22 protein-coding genes and 2 pseudogenes are annotated in these 22716 nt (G+C 45.5%); 7 read left to right on the forward strand and 17 right to left on the reverse strand.

The window, feature by feature from the left end; all coding sequences use genetic code 11:
* Positions 1-79: 79 nt before the first annotated feature.
* Positions 80-238 (forward strand): annotated as a pseudogene (locus QUA56_RS33160) (transposase); the annotation flags it as partial.
* Positions 239-530: 292 nt separating this feature from the next.
* On the opposite strand, the gene argZ reads toward QUA56_RS33160, so the two are convergent.
* The 3 genes from argZ to QUA56_RS33175 form a co-directional block, all read right to left on the reverse strand.
* Positions 531-2645 (reverse strand): bifunctional arginine dihydrolase/ornithine cyclodeaminase, encoded by a 2115-nt coding sequence (gene argZ, locus QUA56_RS33165; RefSeq protein WP_333367238.1) that lies wholly within the window; start codon positions 2643-2645, stop codon positions 531-533.
* 590 nt (positions 2646-3235) lie between these two features.
* Complete coding sequence (locus tag QUA56_RS33170; RefSeq protein WP_333367242.1) at positions 3236-6436, reverse strand: PAS domain-containing protein; 3201 nt, start codon at positions 6434-6436, stop codon at positions 3236-3238.
* Between the two features lie 543 nt (positions 6437-6979).
* Positions 6980-7918: a glycosyltransferase family A protein gene (locus QUA56_RS33175; RefSeq protein ID WP_333367245.1), complete on the reverse strand. Its 939-nt coding sequence runs from the start codon at positions 7916-7918 to the stop codon at positions 6980-6982.
* A 377-nt stretch (positions 7919-8295) separates the two neighbouring features.
* On the opposite strand from QUA56_RS33175, the gene QUA56_RS33180 reads away from it, so the two are divergent.
* Together QUA56_RS33180 and QUA56_RS33185 are read left to right on the forward strand one after the other, a co-directional pair.
* On the forward strand, positions 8296-9498 hold the full coding sequence (locus QUA56_RS33180; protein ID WP_333367247.1) for an argininosuccinate synthase: 1203 nt from the start codon (positions 8296-8298) through the stop codon (positions 9496-9498).
* A gap of 195 nt (positions 9499-9693) precedes the next feature.
* Positions 9694-9966, forward strand: coding sequence for a type II toxin-antitoxin system Phd/YefM family antitoxin (locus QUA56_RS33185; RefSeq protein ID WP_333367250.1), 273 nt, complete (start codon positions 9694-9696; stop codon positions 9964-9966).
* Here QUA56_RS33185 and QUA56_RS33190 read toward each other — a convergent pair.
* A complete protein-coding gene (locus QUA56_RS33190; RefSeq protein WP_333367253.1) occupies positions 9957-10736 on the reverse strand; it encodes a pentapeptide repeat-containing protein in 780 nt (259 codons plus the stop codon). The two genes, QUA56_RS33185 and QUA56_RS33190, sit on opposite strands and share 10 nt — an antisense overlap.
* Before the next feature lie 261 nt (positions 10737-10997).
* On the opposite strand from QUA56_RS33190, the gene QUA56_RS33195 reads away from it, so the two are divergent.
* Together QUA56_RS33195 and QUA56_RS33200 are read left to right on the forward strand one after the other, a co-directional pair.
* Positions 10998-11528 carry a DUF6232 family protein gene (locus QUA56_RS33195; protein ID WP_333367256.1) on the forward strand — a complete coding sequence of 177 codons (531 nt, stop codon included), beginning with the start codon at positions 10998-11000 and terminating at the stop codon, positions 11526-11528.
* A 71-nt stretch (positions 11529-11599) separates the two neighbouring features.
* Entirely contained in the window at positions 11600-11989 is a 390-nt protein-coding gene (locus QUA56_RS33200) for a hypothetical protein (protein WP_333367258.1), read from the forward strand.
* 112 nt (positions 11990-12101) lie between these two features.
* On the opposite strand, the gene QUA56_RS33205 is transcribed toward QUA56_RS33200, so the two are convergent.
* From QUA56_RS33205 to QUA56_RS33215, 3 genes are all read right to left on the reverse strand, one after another.
* Positions 12102-12278: a hypothetical protein gene (locus tag QUA56_RS33205; RefSeq protein ID WP_333367261.1), complete on the reverse strand. Its 177-nt coding sequence runs from the start codon at positions 12276-12278 to the stop codon at positions 12102-12104.
* 351 nt (positions 12279-12629) lie between these two features.
* Complete coding sequence (locus tag QUA56_RS33210) at positions 12630-13253, reverse strand: DedA family protein (protein WP_333367263.1); 624 nt, start codon at positions 13251-13253, stop codon at positions 12630-12632.
* Between the two features lie 128 nt (positions 13254-13381).
* Positions 13382-13570 (reverse strand): hypothetical protein, encoded by a 189-nt coding sequence (locus QUA56_RS33215; RefSeq protein ID WP_333367266.1) that lies wholly within the window; start codon positions 13568-13570, stop codon positions 13382-13384.
* Between the two features lie 33 nt (positions 13571-13603).
* Between QUA56_RS33215 and QUA56_RS33220 the strand changes: the two genes are divergently transcribed.
* The gene (locus tag QUA56_RS33220; RefSeq protein WP_333367268.1) at positions 13604-13948 is read left to right on the forward strand and encodes an STAS domain-containing protein; all 345 of its coding nucleotides are present in this window, start codon (positions 13604-13606) and stop codon (positions 13946-13948) included.
* Between the two features lie 51 nt (positions 13949-13999).
* Here QUA56_RS33220 and QUA56_RS33225 read toward each other — a convergent pair whose 3' ends face one another.
* The 5 genes and pseudogenes from QUA56_RS33225 to QUA56_RS33245 all read right to left on the reverse strand — a co-directional run bounded on the left by QUA56_RS33225 (position 14000) and on the right by QUA56_RS33245 (position 17604).
* Positions 14000-14650, reverse strand: coding sequence for a hypothetical protein (locus QUA56_RS33225; RefSeq protein WP_333367271.1), 651 nt, complete (start codon positions 14648-14650; stop codon positions 14000-14002).
* Positions 14643-15197, reverse strand: a complete 555-nt coding sequence (locus QUA56_RS33230; RefSeq protein ID WP_333167530.1) for an Npun_F5560 family protein — start codon at positions 15195-15197, stop codon at positions 14643-14645. Before QUA56_RS33230 ends, QUA56_RS33225 begins: the two co-directional genes overlap by 8 nt.
* A gap of 42 nt (positions 15198-15239) precedes the next feature.
* Positions 15240-16424, reverse strand: a complete 1185-nt coding sequence (locus tag QUA56_RS33235; RefSeq protein WP_333367285.1) for a transposase — start codon at positions 16422-16424, stop codon at positions 15240-15242.
* Positions 16315-16563 (reverse strand): annotated as a pseudogene (locus tag QUA56_RS33240) (IS607 family transposase); the annotation flags it as partial. The pseudogene QUA56_RS33240 and the gene QUA56_RS33235, both read right to left, overlap by 110 nt.
* 447 nt (positions 16564-17010) lie before the next feature.
* A complete protein-coding gene (locus QUA56_RS33245) occupies positions 17011-17604 on the reverse strand; it encodes a class II aldolase/adducin family protein (RefSeq protein ID WP_333367287.1) in 594 nt (197 codons plus the stop codon).
* Between the two features lie 529 nt (positions 17605-18133).
* On the opposite strand from QUA56_RS33245, the gene QUA56_RS33250 reads away from it, so the two are divergent.
* On the forward strand, positions 18134-18508 hold the full coding sequence (locus QUA56_RS33250; RefSeq protein ID WP_333367274.1) for a hypothetical protein: 375 nt from the start codon (positions 18134-18136) through the stop codon (positions 18506-18508).
* On the opposite strand, the gene QUA56_RS33255 is transcribed toward QUA56_RS33250, so the two are convergent.
* The 5 genes from QUA56_RS33255 to QUA56_RS33275 form a co-directional block, all read right to left on the reverse strand.
* Positions 18468-19391 (reverse strand): hypothetical protein, encoded by a 924-nt coding sequence (locus tag QUA56_RS33255; protein WP_333367276.1) that lies wholly within the window; start codon positions 19389-19391, stop codon positions 18468-18470. The two genes, QUA56_RS33250 and QUA56_RS33255, sit on opposite strands and share 41 nt — an antisense overlap.
* A gap of 634 nt (positions 19392-20025) precedes the next feature.
* On the reverse strand, positions 20026-20937 hold the full coding sequence (locus QUA56_RS33260) for an MBL fold metallo-hydrolase (RefSeq protein WP_333163148.1): 912 nt from the start codon (positions 20935-20937) through the stop codon (positions 20026-20028).
* Position 20938: 1 nt separating this feature from the next.
* Complete coding sequence (gene aroC / locus QUA56_RS33265) at positions 20939-22039, reverse strand: chorismate synthase (protein WP_333367279.1); 1101 nt, start codon at positions 22037-22039, stop codon at positions 20939-20941.
* A 305-nt stretch (positions 22040-22344) separates the two neighbouring features.
* On the reverse strand, positions 22345-22476 hold the full coding sequence (gene psbN / locus QUA56_RS33270; protein WP_006633693.1) for a photosystem II reaction center protein PsbN: 132 nt from the start codon (positions 22474-22476) through the stop codon (positions 22345-22347).
* 36 nt (positions 22477-22512) lie between these two features.
* The coding region (locus QUA56_RS33275; protein ID WP_333367282.1) for a hypothetical protein at positions 22513-22716 on the reverse strand (204 nt) is incomplete at its 5' end.

A 22716-nucleotide genomic window follows, 5' to 3' on the forward strand; every position in this document is an offset into this window, starting at 1 on the left:
GACTGAATCTGTCTTGAGTACTCGTTCTGGTCGGATTCCTCCTTCTCTTCTGCCACGCTAACCCCGTGAACTTCTACGACTATTGGTTGAGTCGGCAGGTCATCAGATAATATTTTTACCAAAATACTCTCCCGACTTAAATGATATTGAGCATGATTTTAGTGCATTAAAGAGAGCTAAAATGTATGCGTCTCCTGGCACATCTCTTGATGAAGTTATTCGTGCTTATTGTGCATGAAAAATGTCTCATACTTATTTGAAATGACTATATATATTCTTCGTCTCCTCCTTCCAGGTCTTCTGCTGTCCAATGAGTTAATGTAGGGTGCGTCAGGTAAGATTATTTCTGATGCAAATCAACAATCTCAAAACTGACGCACCTCGCCAAACGGTGCGTCAGAAATATGCTTTCCGTACAACTTGAAAATCTCAAATCTGACGCACCCTACTAAACATCGCAAGAATTGCCTGTCTTGAACAGGCAGGATGCCTGTTCCACAATAATTATGGCAGATGTCTACTAGCTACATCTAAACAGATTGAGCTACATGATGGCGGCTGGTCAATTTATCCAATTGATTCACCAACAAACTTAGGAACAATCCCACATCGGTAACAACTCCAGTAGATTCGATCGAACCCCGATCACTCAATTTCGTCACCACCGCCGGATTAATGTCCACACAGACCATCTTCACACCCGCCGGCGTCATATTTCCCACACCAATTGAGTGCAGCATAGACGACAGCATTAAAACCATATCAGCACCTCGTAACAGCTCAGTATATTCTTCTTGAGCCTTAACTAAATCCATTTGCGTGTCAGGAAGCGGCCCGTCATCGCGGATCGAACCTGCAAGAGAAAAGGGTATATTATGCTTCACGCACTCGTACATCACACCGTTAGTAACCAGCCCTGCTTCAACAGCTTTTGCAATACTCCCGTAACGCCGCACAGTGTTAATTATTTTCAGGTGATGTCGGTGTCCGCCGCGCACAGCTACGCCGCGTTTCATGTCCACCCCTAAAGAGGTTCCCATGCTCGATTGTTCCATGTCGTGAACCGCGATCGCATTTCCACCTAACAGCGCTTGCACGTAACCTTCGCGAATCAAATGCGCTAAATGTTCGCCACCGCCGGTGTGGATGACCACAGGCCCCGCCGTAACTACAACTTTGCCACCGCGATCGCGAATTTGGCGCAATTCCCACGCTACTTGTTCCACCACCAATTCGACGCGGCGTTCGCTAGAAACGCTGCCCGACATAAAGCTGAATTCTTGAGAATTGCGCTGTTCCCGCGATTCTGTTTTGCGGATGGTGCGGATGCCGACCACATCAACAACTACTTTTTCTCCTACTTTTAAATCGCGCAATAATTTGCATTTAGCCACTGGGCCATCAGCAGTTTCTGTAATAGCAACTGCACCGTCCATCCGCTGATTTTGTACCTTCACCCACTGGTTATTTACCCGCACTTCCGTGGGATAAATCGTACTCACATAAAAATCGTCCGGGCCGACGCCATCTTGCACTACCGGTTCTAAAATAGCGTCGCAAATCTCTTGCGGCGGAGGTACTGCACCCAAGTCAATCAGCAGTCCCATGATTTCTTCCATCACATCGTGGGAAGGAGCCGAAACTTTAACGTCTGCAGATGATGTGCTTTGCCGCTGCTCTCCTAAATTGAAGTTGAGCACTTGGAAACTGCCGCCGTTTTCAATAATTAAGTCTAAAGCGCGACTGATTAAACCGGCATCGAGCAGGTGGCCGTCCATGCGAATTGTGCGGCTTTCTACCATCACGTTTGCCGATCGATCTTCTTGCAGCGGTTCCGTTACCCTGAGCGTCAAACACTTAGCAGCACCGCCTGCTTTCAGAAATTCGCTCAACGGCGTTTCAATTACTTTGAAACCGGCCTTAGTGATGCGCGTTTTCAAGGCTTCGCTGACCTTGTTCATTACCACAATTTTGTCAATATTGACGGCATTGCAGGCAAAATTGGCGGCATCTGCTTCTTCAATGGCAATGCGTTTTTCCGGCGCAACTCGCATTTCAATTAAGCGGTTGGAGTAGGAGTCAAATGCGGCTGGATAGTAGAGCAAATAGCCGCCTGTTAGGGGACAAAAACAGGTGTCTAGGTGATAAAAACGTTCGTCAACTAAACGCAGCGAAAGCACTTCAATGTTGAGCCATTTTGCTAGTAAGGGGTGCGAGTCGAGTTCGGAACGGAAGCCGTATCCTGCCCACAACCAGCGTCCTTCGCGATCGAGCAAAGCATCGCCAGCGCCCTCAAACGGCAAGTCTTTCGGCAGTTCGTGAACGGTGAAACCTTTGTTTTCAAACCATGCTTTGAAATAGGGTTCTTCGCCTTGGCGTTCTTTGTGATAGAAACGGCTGAGGACGAAAGTATTGCCCAAAAGCAAGCCTGCGTTAGCGGTGAAAACCATATCCGGCCAGCCTTTTTCTGGCGGTACGAGGTCTACAACGGCGTTGTCTTTGAGGACGTGGTAAAGTTTTTCCCACTGTTCGACGGCGCGATCGCGCGATGATTTGTGTACGTTGCCCTCCATCCAAGGGTTAATTACGTAATCCACATCGTAGTGGTCGGGAGCGCACATGAGGAAGCGAATTGAGTCAGTCATAATTCAGTTAAAATGTGGTAGACGCTACACCAGACGTATGTTGACAGAGTTTGTATAATAGCAACTGTAATATTCACTACTAATTTTAGCAGCCCAACGTCTGGAGCCTCAAAAGGCTAACTTTTTATTATATCATGTTTAGCATGAGATTAAACTAAATCACAGACCGTTTTTATGAAATACTGGTGAAATACTGGTGAAAATGTCAGGTTATTACGCACCCTACAATAGGTTTTGATATCGTTTCCGGTGGCATCGGAATCATAAAATCGAGTCAACAGTTAACACTCAACCATTCAGTTTTTCGACCCCGATTCAACAGTCAACAGTCAACACTCAACAGTCAACACTCAACCATTCAGTTTTTCGACCCCGATTCAACAGTCAACAGTCAACAGTCAACAGTTAACACTCAACCATTCAGTTTTTCGACCCCGATTCAACAGTCAACAGTCAACAGTCAACTATCATGAGCAGTCTTCCGGTCGGGGCGGGTTTACCCTCTTCTCTGGTTTATATTATAGATTGTTGGTGAACCCGCCGCTACAAGAATTATGGTTAATTTACCGCAGATGATATAACAGCTTATCCTAACTGTTAATTTTCAACTTTTGCGAAATCGGAAGTTCGATCGCAAATTCTGTTCCCCGGCCAACTTCTGAATAACACCCCAACTTACCGCCGTGCGTGTCTTTCACAATTTGGTAACTAATCGACAACCCCAAACCAGTGCCACTGCCGATCGGTTTTGTAGTAAAAAACGGGTCAAACATCCTTGACTGAACCTCGGGACAGATACCGGGCCCGCTGTCGGCAATCCGCACGCAGACTTGATTTTTGCTGCTGACTTCAGTAACAATGCGAATCTGGTTAACTTTGCAAGTACAATTTGCTGATGACTCTTCCACAGCGTCGATCGCATTCAACAGCAAATTCATAAATACCTGGTTTAATTGAGCCGGATAACACTCGACTTTTGGCAGTTCGCCGTAATTTTTAATAACTTGAATTTCCCCACGTTTTGCCTGTGACTGGAATCGGTGTTGCAAAATCACCAAAGTGCTCTCTATCCCTTCATGAATGTCGATTACTTTGCGCTCTTTTTCGTCGAGTCTCGAAAAGTTTCGCAAAGACAGCACGATCTGCTTAATTCGGTTAGCACCTTCTTGCATGGAAGCCATGATTTTCGGGAAATCGTCAGCGATAAAATCCACCTCTACTTCTGCCAATTCTTGGGCAATTGCAGGAACTGGTTCGGGATAGTGTTGCTGGTAGAGAGCGATCAATTTTATCAAATCGCGAGCGTACTGTGAGGCGGGAATAATATTGCCGTAAATAAAGTTAACCGGGTTATTAATTTCGTGGGCAACTCCCGCTACCATTTGCCCGATACTTGACATTTTTTCGGCTTGAATGAGCTGGGATTGAGCCTTTTTTAAGTATTCCAGAGTTTGTTCTAACTGTTGCGCTTTTTCCCGTTCTCGTAGTTCGCTAAATTGCAAAGCTACTTCTGCTTGTTTGCGATCGCTCATATCGATGTGCGTGCCCGTCATCCGCAGAGGATTTCCCGAATGATCGCGCTCCATCACCTTCGCTTGAGCCAAAATCCACTTCCACTCGCCGGATTTTGTCAGCATCCGAAATTCCACTTCGTAGAGCGAAGTTTTTCCTTGAAAGTGAGCTTGTATCGCTGCTTTAGCCTGTAGCAAATCCTCTGGATGTACCAGTCTTTCCCATGCTTGAAAACTATCTTCTATCTCCTCCACTTCATACCCCAACATCGTCTTCCACCGCGAACTAAAATATACTTCTCCCGTCTGCACATTCCAATCCCACAATCCCATAGCACAGCCTTCAAATGCCAGATAAAAACGTTCTTCGCTAATCCGTAAAGCTGCTTCTGCTTGTTTGCGTTCAGTAATATCCATTACTGTTCCCAACAGTTGGATTACTTCTCCACTTTCGCTACAAACAGCTTCTCCCCTGATCTCCACATATCGGATATGACCGCTGGGATGCAAAATTCGCAATTCAATTTTGTAGGGAGTTCCTTGTGAGATAGCCCGGTTTATCGTTTCGTCAAAAAGCTCTCTGTCGTCGGGATGATACATCTCCAAAATTTGGAAGTATGTCGGTTCAGGGATAGCTGGATCGAGACTAAAAAGGCGAAAAACTTCTGATGACCAGGTAAATTTATTCAAAATTACGTCAAATTCCCAACTGCCGATATGGGCAATTTTCTGAGCTGCTGCTAGACTAGCTTCGCTTTGTTGAAGTTTAAGTCGCTGCTGCTTATCTTGTTCGAGAAGATTGGCTTGAGCGATCGCAATTCCCATTTGTGCCGCCACAGCTTTGAATAATCCGATCTCATCTTGCGTCCAGTGGCGGGCGCGATCGTACTGGTGCAAGCACATCATTCCGTTGGCTTTTCCTTGGTAAGAAGTGCGAACGGAAATCATCGACTTCAAACCTATTTGACAGCACAAATCTCTGACATCTTTTAGCAGCGGTTCGGCAAAAACATCGTCAGAAACTACAGCTTTATCTTGGGACAACACAAACTGAGCGTGAGGATTGCCGTGCACGGGAATTTCTACATCAAAAAACGATTGTGATTCATATTTTCTGTACTGACCAACACAAGAAATGCGGGGATTCGGGTGGTCGGTGTAGGTGTGAACCAAGCAGCAATCAGCATTAAAAATTCGACCAATTTGGGCAGTCGCTGTTTGAAAAACTTGATCCTGATTTAAGCTGTAGCGAATTTCCAGAGTAATTGTTTCGAGTAGAAATCTTTGCTTAATTTGCCGTTCCAAAGCAGCTAAAGCTGTTTTCAGTTCAATTTCTGCTTGTTTGCGATCGCTAATTTCAGTAACAGTTCCCAGAATTTTCCAAGGTTTGCCATCCGCTGTTCTGGCAAACACGGTATCCCGGCTCAAAAACCAGCGATAATCACCGTTTTTGTGCTTGATTCTGCACTCAAAATCAAAGCTTTCACCGTCTTCTGCTGTCTCAATTCTGCTGATATGTTCTGAGAAAGCAGGCAAATCGTCAGCGTGTATTAAGTTAGGAATAAATGCTCCTGCCATCTGCTGTATTTCTTCAATGGTGTAGCCGATATCGCTATATATTTCGCGGTTGAGATAGACATTTCGTTGTTCTATCACATCGTAAACGTACAAAAGATTAGGATTTGTTTGAATTACAGCAGACAGCCAGCGTTGGCTGTCTCGGAGTTCTGCTTCGACCCGCTTGCGTTCTTCTATTTCTGCTTCCAGTCGCGCAGTTTGTGCTACTATTTGCTTAGAAAGACGACTGAGCAGCAGTTGATTTTCGACGCGAGCCACCACTTCTTCTATTTGAAACGGTTTAGTAATGTAGTCTACCGCCCCCACCGAAAAAGCTTTGACTTTATCAAATACTTCATTTAAAGAGCTGATAAAAATCACAGGAATATCTTTGGTTTCCGAACAAGCTTTTAGCTGTTCGCAGACTTGATAGCCATCCATACCGGGCATCATGATGTCCAGCAAAATCAAATCCGGTGGACTCGATAGAGCAAAGTTGAGAGCCAGTTTGGCATCCCGTGTCGGCCGCACTTTATATCCCGGTTTAGACAAAAACTGGGATAAAAGGCGCAAGCTTTCTGGGTGGTCGTCAACCATTAAAATGTTTTGTTTTAAACCAGCGCTTTCAGATGCCAGTGTTTGTATTTTTGCGTATTTTTTGTCAGATTCATTCACAACATACCCCCTCAAAGTATTATTTTTTAAATCATTTTTTAAATTCATTAAATCCCACAACTGTTTGTACGTAGAGTTCTTAGCTTGCAGCAGCAAGAGTATTGGGGAGAGGTTAATTTATTGCGCGGATGTGAGCAATACAAGTTTCAATCAGGTCCGCATCCTGTTTTTCGATCTCTGGCGAGCCACGATCGACTGTATGCGATGCTTTTATTAGCTATGTCAGCATAAATCAGACCCTCAGCCTCCCTTTCAGGCAATGGCAGCGTAACCTTCAGATCGATCGCCAACATAGCACACCTCCTATATCTCTATTAATTGTATCAAAAATGTTTGCACCGTTAAAAATTTTGCGGCTCAATTTATCGCAGTCGCTCGATAAAACAGCCCATCTTCCTCAAATCACTGGCTCAGCAGGCAAGTTTCATTAAACGTAAAACTTTTATAGTGTTTAGAACCCGGTTTCGCCTGCATTGCCGGGTTGCTCGGCGTTGTATTTTTTCAGTAGATATACTTACTCTAAACGGCAACTAAACCTGCCCTGACAAGCTCCTAAAATATCTTATGTTTTGTTGGCGCGATCGGGCTGACCTATGGCATTTTTGTATCAGCCTGCAATTCATCGCAAGCCCCGTACACGGCTTTCACATTATACCAATTCAGAAAAATTCGAGCTATTTCTAAAGCTAACTGGGGCTTGCCTCGGTCAATCAACCACTGCAAAAAAGGTGTCATCGTCCGCTCGTTCAGTATCCCGCCCAGAGATAAAACTCCCCACAGTATTTGGTGCAAAACCGTCATTTGAATCATCATCCGCACTTCCCAAGTCGGGTGTTTTTTATAAAACAAAACTCCCATTCTCCCGCGCTGAATTTCTCGGTCAATCATGCCCGGAATTTGCTCTAAACTAAAAGGTGGATGCCAGTGATAGCCGACAGCAGCCGGACATTTAATCAGTTTCAAACCTAGTTTTTTCAACCTGACACCCAATTCTAAATCTTCCCATCCATACAGTTGAAAGCGAGTGTCAAACAGTCCAGCAGCCAGCAGCCAGTGGCGGGCGATGGCCACATTTCCCGTAGCAAAATAAGCCGCCGAAAAATCCGTTATTTTGTAAGGTTCCGAAGTAGGATTGTCGAAATTGCAAGTATTAATCACGTTTCCGTAAGTAAAAACCGCATCAGTATCTTTGTAACCCTGTAGCAAAGCATCTGCGTGTGCTTGCAAAAAATGCTCCGTTACCACCAAATCGCTGTCAATAAAAATAATCGTATCGCCCTTAGCATCTTCAACGCCCAAATTCCGGGCAGCGGCGGGGCCTTGGTGACATTGCGAGATCGATCGCACGTGAGGCAACAAGTCCGCATCTGCAGCCAACCACTCCAGCGTCCCGTCAGTCGAGCCGTCGTCCACGACAATTACTTCATACTCTCTGACAATCTCACCGAACTGCTGATTTTCCAAAGCCAGCAGACATTTTGCCAAAATCGGTTGACGATTGTACGTCGGAATCACAACACTCAAAAACACGCCTTTTCCCCATTGCCACAGTTACCGTATCCCACGGTAACAGATTTTTCGCAGCAACTCCTCCGCAAAATAGCAAAGTTTAGCAAAAAAAGAATATATAAATCTGTACTATTTCTGACAAGAATCGATCTCAATTAGGTGCATAATACAAAGTTGGTTAAATATCACATCTTGCACCATTCTCCAGAACAGGCAAGATGCCTGTTCCACAAAAATGACATTTTTTTGTGGATGAGCATCTTACACCATTCTCCAGAACAGGCAAGATGCCTGTTCCACACAAATTAAATTTTATTGTGGGGTGGGCATCTTGCCCGCCCTAAAAAGCTTGGTGACAATAGTGCAAAATGTCAGTTAAATTCAGGATGTAAATGCCCATGAGTCGCGCTAAAAAAGTTGTCCTAGCATATTCCGGCGGAGTCGATACCTCCGTCTGCATTCCTTACCTCAAAAACGAGTGGGGTGTGGAAGAGGTAATTACTCTGGCTGCGGATTTGGGACAGGGAGACGAATTAGAACCGATCCGCAAAAAAGCTTTAGCATCCGGTGCTTCGGAATCTTTAGTTATTGATGCTACCGAGGAATTTGTCAAAGACTATGCGTTTCCAGCGATTCAAGCTAACGCACTTTACGAAAATCGGTATCCTCTTTCTACGGCGCTGGCGCGCCCGCTGATTGCTAAATTGTTAGTAGAAGCTGCGGAAAAATACGGTGCAGATGCGATCGCCCACGGTTGTACGGGTAAAGGAAACGATCAGGTGCGGTTCGATGTGTCGATCGGCGCGCTCAATCCCAAGATTAAGATTTTAGCACCGGCGCGGGAGTGGAAAATGAGCCGCGAAGAAACGATCGCATACGGCGAGAAATGCGGCATTCCGTCGCCCGTGAAAAAATCTTCTCCTTACAGCATCGATCGCAACTTATTGGGAATGGCAATTGAAGCCGGAATCCTCGAAGATCCTTGGGCGGAACCGCCGGAGGAAGTTTATTTGATGACAAAGGCGATCGAACAAACTCCCGACACACCCGAATATATTGAAATCGGTTTCGAGTTCGGAAATCCTGTCAGTTTGAACGGCAAAGAGTTATCACCAGTCGCCTTAATTTCCCAACTCAACGAAATAGTTGGAAATCACGGAGTCGGGCGCATCGACATGATTGAAAACCGCTTAGTCGGAATTAAATCGCGGGAAATTTACGAAACACCGGCGATTTTAGTTTTGATGCACGCGCACCGGGACTTAGAAAGTTTGACGCTGACAGCAGATGTCACGCGATACAAGCGGGGCATCGAAGAAACTTACAGCCAAATGATTTACAACGGCCTTTGGTACAACCCTTTAAAAACAGCTTTAGACGCATTTATTCAGGACACGCAAAAGCGAGTAACTGGAACCGTGCGGCTCAAACTGTTCAAAGGAAATGCCACAATTGTCGGCCGCAAATCCGAAAATTCCCTGTACAGTTTCGACTTAGCAACCTACGGCGCTGAGGACGAATTCGACCACAAAGCTGCCGAAGGATTTGTCTACGTTTGGGGACTGCCAACTCGCATTTGGTCGGAGAAAAATAGGGGTTAGAACTTGTGTGAAATTCGGGCGAAAAACCCGATGTTAACCCACCGAATCGAATTCGGGGCTACACAAACAAAGTCCGCCTTCGCGGACTAAGAGTAGGGTGGGCATTGCCCACCTTATTTGTTAAATGGTTGCTAACTAAGATATTGTGCTGGATTAACGGTGCTATAATAAGGATAAAACTTCAACCCTGCAAATATGCCAAAATATTTGACAATTACAGAAGCGCAACAAGAAATGCCCAAGTGGCCGGATGACTTAGCAGCAGAGCCAGCTATCATCACTAAGGATGGGAAACCGGCGATCGTCGCGCTCAGTTTTAAACAATTTGAATCTCTGTTAGAAACTATAGAAATTCTCTCCGATCGCGAATTTATGGCTGATTTGCGATCGGGCATCGAACAAGCCCAGACGGGAGAAACAATAGACTTACAACAGTTAAAAGCAGAGTTAAAACTTTCCTACGCCTGACTCAATATTTCCAAAAACTCCTGCACAACTAGATCCGGTTGTTCGCTGCATCGGGTAGCATCGTAATGCTTGACAAGACAGATGCCAGAATCTATGAAAAGCCCGCACATTTCATCTTCTGTTTCGTTTTTATGCGATGATTCGCTGTCAATTTTCAGCATTCCTAACTTGTTTTGGTGGAATATCAGAAAGTCAGCTTGGAGATTCTGTCGCCCTTCCGGTGTTGTGAGTCGGAGTTGGGAGTTGGGGATGAAGAGAGTGGAAGTGCGATCGAGTATTTCGGCAATTTTCACTTGTGCGTCGGAGTGGAAGCAAAAACCGTTCCAGTTTATTTCATTTTCCGAGTCAGATAATTCAGTTTCACTGTCAGAGGTTATTATTTTATCTAAATCAGCTTGACCATACTCAGCTTCATTTAAATTTGCAAATAATCTAGCTCCACTTAAGTTGGCGCCGCTGAGATTTGCGCCGCTGAGATTAACTTCGATCGTCAGATTTCGCTGTAAATTCACTTGACTTCGCCGCAAATATCGCTTTAAGACTGATTTGAGATTATCTTTTTTAACTTTTTCTTCTAGTGCTGTTGAAAGTAGTTTCCATAGTTTAGCACCAGCATCTTTGATATAATCATATTCATATTCAGTGCTGGCTGCAATTTCTTTATAAGACTGTCCTTCCCAGGATTGACGAAACACTATCTCTTGAATCTTGTTGAGGCGATCGTAGTTGAGGGCTGTTTCTGCGATCTCTATGGCTTCGTCAACAGTCATGTGTCAAAGTCCCTTACTAGCGGAGCGTTAAGGTAGGATTAGCAAAGATTATACCGCAACAGGGAGCTAATCTTACTTTTTGATTACTTTTTTATTACTTTTTCTCACTGTTGAAGCTGATATTAAGTCGCTATTATACTTCTAACTACACAGGGATGTCAATATCAATAGCACTCATCAGCAGTCCCAAGGAGTTCATTTATGGAGGGATAGGATTAATTCTTATTAGCTGGTGGGTTCACAGTTTTTTTGAAAGGGGGAATGATGGCTGCAAATAACATATCACCACAAAATACTGACAGACCTATTTGGGATGACACCCAGATATATATTACCAAAAACACAGTTAAATTTGGTTCAGAGATATATCAATTTCGCAACGTTACAGGTTTTGGCATATCCCGGGTTAAGACCTACAAATTGCCATTCCAATGGATTTTGGGATTTTTTGTCATTGGACTTGTTGTAGCTAATTATTTTAAGAATGAGATGAGAGCAGCAGGAATAATTATAGCAGTAGTAGCAATTATTTGCTTAATTTTAAATAGTTTTTGGCCCGAAAAATACGGTCTTAAGTTATACCTGAATTCCGGTTCTCCTTTGCCAATATTTGTGACCACCGATATGAAAGGATTAGAAAAAGTAGTTTACGTCTTATACAAATTCATGGAAAGTAATGCAGAAGGTAGTTATGTAGTCTATTCAAGCGATCGATCTATCCGAATAGAAGGAAATTTTGAAGGTAATTTCATAGGGGGTGATGCTGGCGGAAAAGTATCAAATAAGAGATGAAGGTGATGCTTTGTTGATCCACCTTTAAAATTACATTCAACATCAATCGTCAATTCAACTAGGAGAAAATCATGGAAGAACAATCAAAAAATTATGTTGGAGGAAGTTTTACAGGCAATTTTATAGGAGGTAATGCTAGCGGAAATGTATCAAACATCATCAACGAGTTACCTTCATCTTCTGAAGCCGATCGACCCGGAATCAAAGAGTTGCTGATCCAACTCCAAGACGCAATCGAAGCCGAGCCAAACTTGAATGATGATGACAGGGAGGAAGCTTCAGAGCAAATCAAAATTATAGCGGAAGCTGGTAAAAATCCTACTGAAGGAGAAATGAAGAAGCTTGCTAAGAAAGCAACTACAATGCTCAAAGGAATTATAGTTGGTTTACCAGCCGCAGCAAAACTGGCAGAAGAGTGGAATAATATACTACCATTGATTGCTAAAGCGTTTGGATTTTAGTAATCAATCGCATTTCAGCACAAACGCCAAATAATTGCGATCGCACTTCCTCTCCTCTCATTTGTTAACAGCACTCTTTTACGAATGGGCGATCGAGTTTGTGAAGTGCGATTTAACTCAATCCAGGAACATCCTCATACAAAGCAGAGATTGGACACTGAAAATTGATACTAGCCAACTCTAGACATTCCCCCTCACCGTAGAAAGAAAAACCCCAACCTCCGGCCACATCCCGACGGTAGGAATCCACATTCATCCGTAGTTGACCGATTAATACATATTCTTGCATAGTTGATAGCGATCTATCATCTGCAAATTTCTCTTATCTGTCCTGAGTAATGTGATATGATGTTCTGTAAATTACCATAACAAAAGCGCTTTGCAGTAAGGACTAAAGTCCTTATTGGCTTATAGTTTCGCTAGTTATGACTGAATTATTCACTACAAAATTGATGATTATGAGGACTGAATTATTCACTACAAAATTGATGATTATGAGGACTGAAGTCCTGACTTATTAATAGGCGATCGGCAATAATTAGACTTTTTGCAAAAATAGATAAAATCTGCGTTCATTTGCGTTCATCTGCGGTTAAAAACAGAAAATCCAGAAGTCTTGCAAAAAGTCTAACCACCAATCTTACTTAGTCTTGTCCAAACTCCGCGACTCCAACCAAATAGGAATTGCAATCCCAGCAACTGCTAACAGCAAAGCAACTACCGCAAATTGAGTCGCCCAAGCTACCAACTTCTCTAAAGACACAACTTGTCCCAAGAAGTAGGATAAACTTACCATTACAGATGCCCAACTGGCAGCACCCAGAATGTTGAACAGCGAAAATTTCCAAAAAGGCATTTCGGCAATACCCGCTAGGGGGCTAGCAAAAATTCGCAGCAGTGCAATGAAACGACCTAAAAATACGGCTTTAGCTGCATTTTTGCTAAACTGTTCTTTTAAGTCAAACAGTTGTTCTTCCCGAAAGCGGAAAAATTTTCCCAGATTCAGCAGCAGCGGCCAGCCGCCGTACCTGCCGATCGCATAACCAAGGTTTCCGCCCACAGTCGCACCGGCGATCGCACTGCCGAGCACAAACCAGTAATTCAGTTCCCCGCTGCCAGCTAAAAACCCGCCAGCAATTGTCATTGTTTCGCCTGGAAGAGGAACTCCCAGATTTTCCAGCAAAATTCCCAGAAATACTGCCCAGTAGCCGTAATCGCGCGCCAACTGCTGAATAGTCTCTAACGATAAAAACTCAAAAGACATTCGATACTGCCTTCGTAAACTTTTGCAAAGCTCAATACATTTATATATTGGCTCGATTCAGCCAATAGTGCAATCTTTCGCTGTGATGAAGAACACACTAAACTCGCGATCGCTGGCTAACCTAAAAATTAGCCTTTCAGGCATACTAGATTAATAGAGAATTGTTGCGGTTGCGTTCCGCGCGATCGCCCTTCGAGTTTTCCTGCTAAATTTATCACCACGGCTATCCCCACCGATGCCCACAAGGGCGATCGCCCTTCGTCAAACCTTAGCTGAAATCCCCTGATTCTTTCAACAGAATCAGCAACTGAACTCACTTATTCATACTTTACAATCGTAGGATAACTGCTATGGAATTTGCCAACTTCAACCAACACATCGTCCTCCAGCCTCAAAACTGCCTCGACTCCCAAGCCGGCAGCCTCCTCCAACAACAGCTAGCAGAAATTGCGCCCGATCGCCACAAACTCTGGGTAATTGACATGGCCGACGTAGATTTCATCGACAGTTCCGGGATCTGCGCCTTAGTCGGCGGACTCAACGCCGCCCGCCACCGGGGATGCCGCTTCGTCATCTGCAACCTCTCAGCAACAGTCAGGCTAATATTTGAAATTACTCAACTCGACCAACTCTTTGAAATCTTCGACAGTTTCGACCAAATTATCTCCCCTGAAACTGTCGCTTTAGTTGCTTGATTAAAATCATCTCCCGATCTGAAATCTCAAATCTCAAATTTCCCATAGACTTCAAGTAACCGCCGAGCAAATTTGCATATCATAAATAGGTTTATTTGTCAAGCAAAACCAATGACAGACAAATAAATCCGGCACTTGAACGCCGACAGAAGCGATCGCAGGTGCAGCCGGAAAAGGCCAAAGTCGATCGAAACAAATCCTTTCCCCTACAAACCCGAACTGCATCAAATAAGTCGCCGGCGGCGCATTTAAAAGATTTAGCAAGCGGTAAGCCAACTCGTACAACTGCTGCCGCCAAACATCCGACAAATGCACCGGTTGAGAGTAACTCAACTCGCCAGACTGCTTGTCAGCTTCCCCACCGATCGCCTCAGCATACAGCGGCCCCTTTGCCGTCAACACCACAGGCAGCCAAAAATTGCCATCGCCGACGGGAAAAAGCAGCTCCTGGGACACTCGATCGCGCGCAGCCGAAACATTGCCACAAAATCGATACACATCTTGACCCGGAAAAACCAGATCGGACGGCAGATCGAGCGTCAAAGGACAAACGATCGCCCCGCCCGGAGCGAGCGCGCCAGAATAGAGTTCAGAAACCCCACAGATATTGACTTCCGTTAAAGGGTTAGATTGAGCGATCGCCAGCAACAGAGATTCCGCCGGGCCTTTTTGGGCATCCGCCACAATCAAAACCTTAGACATTGCCAAAGCTCGGCATTTGAATGCCCCGATCGTCCTCAGCATCCACGCTCGGCAGATCCAGGCCCTTAGCCTTGCGGCTCCGCACAGCGAGACGGTAAGTTACGCTTTGCAACTCAGTGTGCAGTTGGCGGTTTTCCTTTTGCAGTTGATCCAATTTTTCCTTAATCGGCTCGATCCGCTCGGCAAACTTCTGGCGGTAAACCCCTGGCAATTCCTGAACCACCTGTTCCAGCATCCGAGAGCGATCGGTCAATTCTTGCACCGACTGCCGCAGTTGGTAAACCTCAGCATCCCGCTCCGCGATTTGTTCCTGATAAAAACTCACCTGTTCCTCAACAGCTTGCAGTTGTTCACGCATTGCCTGCATTTGAGCTTGGTGGCGATCGGAAACTTCCGGTGCCGGCACAAAATTAGAATTTCCCTTCACCAGCCTGAAAAGTTCTTGAGACAACTGCTGCACCAATTGGTCGCGCATTTGCAGCTCTTCAGTAAGACGAGATACCTCTGATTGCAATTCTTTTGAGCTTACAAGTTTAGTTTGATTCACGATGACTCTCAGCTTTTGCTATATAGTTTGTTTCTGATACATTTACGCGACACTTACCCGGCTATTACCGGACAAAGTAACGATAGCACTATCGCCTGCATAGGAGATAGAGGCGGTATCCCGCAAAGCTTTCAGTAAAATACCAAAAGCACCATTATAATCCCGTGGGATTGAGTAGCCACATTCTGGACAAGTAAAGACTTTAGAACCACCTAACTTTTGATGTACATGACCGCAATGGGTACAAGTTTTAGATGTGTATTCTTCAGTGACATCAATCACGCTGGCGTTTCTGATGTTTGCCTGATGTTTGATGGTTTGCTTGAATCTGTAATGTGCCCAAGTCAACATTGCTCTAGCAGTTTTTGAACGAATCTTTCTTCGTGCCTTGGCTACCATTTGGGAAGACTCAAAAGTAGGAAGAAATATAACCCGATAGTTGCTAGTTAAATAGCAAGCGGTTTGTTTTTGGCATTCGTCTACTAAATTACGAATGTGTATTCTCATGCGATGAGCCGCTTTCCTCATGCGTTTTCTGCGCTGTTTGGTGGCTTGAGATATTCGGCTCATTAAGTTATCTAAGTGTTGACATAGACGAGCGATTCGTCCCATGTCACCCCCTCCCAACTCAATAAATTTATTGCCATCAAATCCGGTCATAAATGTCCTCACGCCAGGATCTAATGCAATAATTCCCGTTGCTAAGGTAGGCTGCACAGTAACTGGCACTCTTGACACCGCAAACCAACGACCCTTGCAGTACAATAAGTGAGTACCTTGACTGCACTCAGGAATCACCTCAGAAGCTTTGAAGGTTAATCCTTTTGTTAAGGAAGAATACCAAGTGCCTTTGGTGAAATTTGTATTGTTAAATTTGATGGCTTGAGAGTAATCTCTGATGCTACGAAACTTGGCGTCTTTACTGGCTTTGAAAGCTCTGTGAGCATCAAAAATAGCATTCTGCCTGATATGACAAGGCGTTTCTTTTACCCATTCTGGTAAATCACCTCGCATTACTGAGTTTCGTAATTCCAGCTTGCTTAAGCGCTTTTTTCGCTGCATTGCTATTGCTTGGTTAAAACAATAACGACAGGCTGCTAGCCATTTACGCCAAATTTTATTTAATTCCTGACTGGGGTAAATCCTGAGCTTCTTTGATTTGAGATTTATACTTTCGCCGGTAGTACAATCTACTAAAGCAGTGGAGGACTGTAAGCACGTCTTCAACCATTTCTTGTTCTGGACTAAGGTTTGTTTCGCCCGGTACCACGAGTTTACACCGGTTTTGCTCGCTCTTCCATTTGAATTCGTCAAAGCCGAATCTTGCCACTCGCTCTTTGTGGGGAATGACAACCATTCGGACATCTCATGAGAAGACTCGTTCCAATAAGGCAAGAATCTTTTGGATTTTTCACGGGCTTTCTTCCCAACGTCGGAGAGTTCTTTCGTTGACTCCAAGGATGGACGACGATTATGAGGATGGGACGTACCTGACAAGAGTGTTTTCCTCAACTCTTGTTTTATTGTATCAGATTGTCCGGCGATGTCTAAGTAATGTTTGATTTAGTTAGTCCTCTTTAAAAATATCTTTCCCTTACCGCAGAGGCAAGAGGCACTTTAAAATTTTGGAACCCGTGAGGCTAGGTCGATCGCTCGATCGGCTAGAGGTCAACGGTAAAGCTCAGTTTAACTCACATCAGGCACCCGCGTCATCACTTTAGTTTCTTGCCGCAGACCCACCTAAAATCCTAGATTTTTTGTCACTCAACCAGGTTTCTGAGCTTTTTTTTGACAATAGTGCCAGATATCACGTCTAACAGATCGCAGCAGAAAGAACTTTCCCAGCTTCGTCCAAGGTGCTGCCAAAACAGATAATTCCGTCCTCGTGACCGGCCATCGCCAGAATTTTGCGCTCCGCCAAATTCTCCTCCTCAAAAAGTCTAGACATTTCTAACGCCATCTGGGGAGTGCCGTAAGGTATTTCTTTTCTAGTAGTAGGAATCTTAAACAGCAGTTGCTGCCATAGTTGAGGGTTGTGGACGTGAATTATCCCGCCCACATCATCTCTCTGAAGGTACAGGGCCCCGTGAGTCAGCGACTCCGACGAAGCTTGTACGGGGCCCCGGCAGCCGAGGAAATTTTGTTCTAAGTTAAATTCGGTAACAGTACAGTAGGATTCTGGCCCCAGAACCCGCAAGTGTGCAGTTTGGGTTCCCGAAATCACGAATTGGCAAGAATTGCCGAGCCTGACGCTGACGTTCCCAAACCCGATGCCATTTTCGTAGACGCCAATTAATCCCCAAGAGTGGAGCCGATCGCGCCAGTCCATCAAATCTGCTATGTTCCCGGCAGCTACAGGGTCTGCCTCTTCCCAGTCACAGCGGTACTTAACGACTCCTTCATCCATCCATTTTCCTGCCAGAGCGGGCACGACAGACACAGCCCAGGCTGAGACTTAATCGAAGTTTTCAAACTGCTTTTTTTTTGCCTGCTGCCTGATGTCTCGCTGCACGAGCGCCTTAACAGGTCTACATTCCAGTGTCGCCGTAATTAGCAACCGACATTAGCAAAAAGTAAGCTACGAAAAAAGAACAAATTATTCCAAAAATCATTGTCTTGCCTCTAGGTGATTGCAAAAGTTCAAAATGAAAACGTAGGATTTCTGTAGGGGAGTGTGATTTCAGGCTCTTGCCTCATGAAGTTTCTGATGTGAAACTACATAACTTCCCTCAACAAGTAATGGATCTAGACTAAAGCATTTATACGGAGGTGAGACACCTCCTAAGAGATATTTAACCACAAATTAGCGGTCGATCCGCTAACGCAGGTAAAAAACAACCGTAAATTTACTGATTCTTTATAATTAGACATATATTTAAGCGAGAGCAACACAAAAATAAAATATTTTTTAGACAGTCTTGATTTTTTAGACAGTCTTGGACGCAACTTGCAGAATCTTCGGGCGATCTAGGATCGTCAACACCTTTGTCGATCGAGCAATTTTGAACCCTGACGCACCCTACAAGCTCAGAAACCATGTTGATGAGCGTAATATCATCTCCGGTAAAATCACCGCAATTAAGCTCGCGTCGGCGGGTTCACCAAAATCTCTAGTACAAGTTACAGAGCCAGTAAACCCGCGCAGACCGAGACCGGGATGGTCGATCGACCGGACTCGATCTAAGTCTTATTACCAAAAAGGCAAGCCGATCGAGCAGCGATGGCCCGATCGGCTAAAGTCTTCTGTGGAGCGCGATCGCCCGCAGCCCTTTAAATGTGGAAGTGATACAAGATGCTGCCGTCGTCTTTAATTTCGCAATTGGCATTAAAGACTTCGGCTTGTTCGTTCAAAAAACGCTGAGCGACATCCGGGGACAGCCGCGTCTCCATCGCAAACCGCACCAGAGTGATTTCGCCGCGGCCTTCTTTGATCAGTCGGTACAAAGCACTTTGGAGCCGATCGCTCTCTTCTCGCTGAAAAGCTGCTTTGTACCTCCAATCCGCCACCGAAGGAATCAAACCGCGGCTGACCAAAATCGCCAACAGTAAGCCAATTCCCAAAATCAGAGGCACAGTCGGATCGCTCGTGGGCGTCGCCACAATTTGCGGCACTGTAGCGGCGGCTAAACTGCTGACCATTTCTTTTTCCGAAGCTTGCGTATCCGCCATTGCAAGCTGAGTTTTGTTGTAAAAGTCTTGCTGAAGCTTCATTTGCTGCAACAGGCGAGCGCGTTCTCTTTCGTATTGGTCGAGTTTTTGCTGAGCTTGTTTGAGGTCTTGAGTGACTTGTGCCAAGCGTTGGTTGAGCGACTGATTGACGGATTGCCACCGATATCTGTTAATCAGGCGGCTTTTTTCAACCATGCCCTTCATCAACATATCCACCGTTTGGATTGCTTGCTCCCGATCGAGCGATCGATACCCAACAGCAATCTCTAGCGGTTGTTCCGGCTTGGAAATCTTGACGCTAGCATTTTGTCGAACTTGCTGGGGCGACAGCTTAACTGCATCGGCCACTGCTTTGACAACATTATCTGCCAGCAGAACATCTGGAGTCAGTTGCTCTCCCTGCTTGAGAATTGTCGTGCCCGTACTCGAAAATTTGACTGGCGGATTATTAGAAGTGAGAGTGCCTTGAGCCATGAATCCGGGGGGCGGGGCGAGGCGGTAGGCCAGGGCGCCTGAAATACCCATAATTACAGCAAAACTGCCTAATGCAATCCATCTGTATTGATGTGCTGAAGATCTAAAACGTAAATTTCCCATTTTGATAGTCAAGTCATAACATTCGCTTGCCGCAGCTACTGCCAAACCCAAGAGCGATGGTCTCTTTCTTTTTAGTGAAATTGACTGCTGAAAATTTTCTCAGTTTGTACCTAAAAGCTATTAGCTTTTGAGAGTTGTCAATATTCACGATCCGAAAAAACCGATCGCGCTTTTATTCGATCAGAGCTATAACTTCAGTTTTTGTCCTTAATAATTAATCTGTAACAAGGCTTCTGGAAGTCTACTGGCATCAGACTAGCACTCAGGCGTCCGATCTCCTCGCCTCGCCGTGTTTGTTGACATTCAAAACTGTCTCCTTTTCACCCTTGGCAATCCTCCAATTATCTTACGTCTTGGCGTCTGGCGGACGCGGTTGAACACTAAAAAAAACCTTAAAAACTTTGCCTAAAAACTTAACAAGCAAGAATTATACCATGCAGTTAAGAGTTTGCCGCAAATTAAAAAAAGTTGTGGCTCTGGGCGCGAGACCAGAGCCACATATTCACATAAAAATTATGGTTCGATCGGTTGATGGTTCGATCGAGCTCACAAGGGCGAATCTTCAGAAGCCGATCGGCAAAATAAGACCCTCGCGGGCCATGACAGCCTTCGGAAAAGCGATTTGCACGTCTTCGGCGATGCGATCGAGAAAATCGTCTGTGTGAGCAGGATCGTGGTGAAAAATTACCACTCGTTTCACCCGGGCTTCCTTAGCCATTCTCACGGCTTCCTGCCAAGTCGAGTGTCCCCAACCCACCTTCGGAGACTTGGGGTTGTGATATTCCTCGTCTGTGTACATCGCGTCGTAAATCAGCACATCAGCATCGAGGGCTAAATTATAGACATTCTCATCTAGCCGATCGGGAAAATGTTCAGTATCCGAACAATAAACAACAGATCGTCCCTGCCAAGTCACCCGATATCCCATAGCAGTATTCGGATGATTTAGAGAACCCGTCCTAATCTCAATATCGTCCAGCATCATCGTCTGGTTGTGATTGAGTTCGTAGAAATTCAAATCTGCCTGCAAACCCATCAGCGGCACCGGGGAATTCGAGTGCAGCACCCGTTCGACGAAGTGCCTTTTCATGCAATCTCCATCCGGCGGAGTCGCCCCGTAAATATCAAAGCTATTGCCGCGGATAAAAGCTGGGGCGAACAGCGGGAACCCTTGAATGTGATCCCAGTGATAGTGAGTAAAAAACATATAAGCTTGCACCGGCATTTCTTGCACCAACTGGTCTCCCAGCATCCGCAAGCCTGTTCCGCCGTCAAAAATCAAGCGTTTGCCAGCCACTCGCATTTCCAAACAAGAAGTATTGCCGCCGTAGCGAACAGTTTCCTGTCCGGGTGTCGGAACACTGCCCCGCACGCCCCAGAACTGTACGACAAAATCATCTATACCTTTTATTGATTCGGAGGGTTGAGGGCAATCAACGGGAGTTGCCGCTACAGAGGACAAGCTGATTTCCATTTTAAAATTCAGACTTTAAGGTTCCACATTGTCCGTGATGGCGCAGCAGGTGGTCGCACAACACTAAAGCTACCATCGCTTCCACCATTGGCACAGCTCTAGGCAAAACGCAAGGGTCGTGCCGTCCTTTGGCAGCCAGCAGCGTTTCTTCGCCTTCTCGGGTAACTGTGCGCTGCTGCTGGCGAATTGTCGCAGTTGGCTTGAAAGCCGCCCGCAAAATGATATTTTCACCGTTAGCAATGCCACCCTGAATTCCGCCAGAGCGATTCGTCACTGTACGAATTGCACCCTTGTCATCAGTATAGTATTCATCATTGTGTTCGCTGCCCTTGAGCAGAGTCCCTGCAAAGCCCGAACCAATTTCAAAGCCTTTGCTGGCGGGCAAGGACATGATGGCTTTGGCCAAATCGGCTTCGAGTTTGTCGAATACCGGCATTCCCAGGCCTTTGGGTACGTTGCGGGCGACGCATTCGACTACACCGCCGATCGAATCTCCGCTGTCGCGAACTTTTTCGATCAGTTCAATCATTCTTTCGGCGCATTCAGGATCTGGACAGCGGACTATATTGCTTTCTACTTGTTCTAAGGTAACAGTGTCCGGGTCGGCGACACATTCTAAGTCTTTGATGCGTTTGACGTAGCCGACTATTTCGACTCCTGCTGCTTGTTTGAGAATTTTTTTAGCGATCGCGCCTGCTGCTACTCTACCAATTGTCTCTCTCGCGGACGATCGACCTCCGCCTTGCCAGTTACGAATTCCGTACTTGGCATCGTAGGTAGCATCAGCGTGGGAAGGGCGGTAGGTAGTCGCCATTTCGCCGTAATCTTGGGGGCGAGTGTCTTGATTGCGGACTAAAATTGCGATCGGCGTTCCCAAAGTTTTGCCTTCAAACACCCCCGACAGAATTTCGCAGGTATCTGCTTCTTTGCGGGGCGTGGTAATTTTGCTTTGGCCGGGGCGGCGGCGATCGAGTTCTGCTTGAATTTCCGATGCGTCGATCGACACTAGGGGAGGGCAACCGTCAATTACTACTCCCACACCGCCTCCGTGAGATTCCCCAAATGTCGATATCCGAAATAAATGCCCAAAGGTATTGCCCATGATGCTTTCTGCTTGAAACCTAATAATTTTTAGCTTAAATGAAATATAGATTTACTGTATTTCTGAAAAATATAGCATTGACCCGGAGGCGAGTGGCGATCGGCCCACTGAATCACTCCCTTCCCACCAATAGAAGAATATCTACTAGGTAGAGAGGGGGAGAGGGAGAGAGGGGGAGAGGGGGAGAGGGGAGAGGGAGAGAGGGGAGAGGGAGAGAGGGGGAGAGGGAGAGAGGGGGAGAGGGGGAGAGGGCATGGGGCATTAATCTGACTAATGACTGCTGACTAATGACTACTGACTTCTTCCTAATCTTCGTGTTCTTCAAAAGGATCTCTCAATTCCTTAGAGGGGGGGCCGAAAGCCGTGTAGATCGAGAATCCGGTGATTGCCACCAGACACACGCCCAGTGAAATGCCGAGAACTGCTGCGGGTTCCATATTTTTGATAAATTATGAGTGCTCCACTCCATAATATTACAAAAAATAACAATTCGTCTCAAAATCTCCTAATTTTAGGCGCGGTACGGTATTGGAGTCAGCCGATTTGAGATTTGAGATTTGAGATTTACTCCCGTCAGTCAGTCTGCGCGTTGGAATGAATCCGGGGGCTGGAGACCAAATTGCTTGATTGTCAGATGTAGAAGGAAGACTATCGATGTGAAGATTCTCCCCCTCTCC

The sequence above is a fragment of the Microcoleus sp. N3A4 genome (assembly GCF_036701805.1).
Lineage (GTDB): Bacteria > Cyanobacteriota > Cyanobacteriia > Cyanobacteriales > Microcoleaceae > Microcoleus.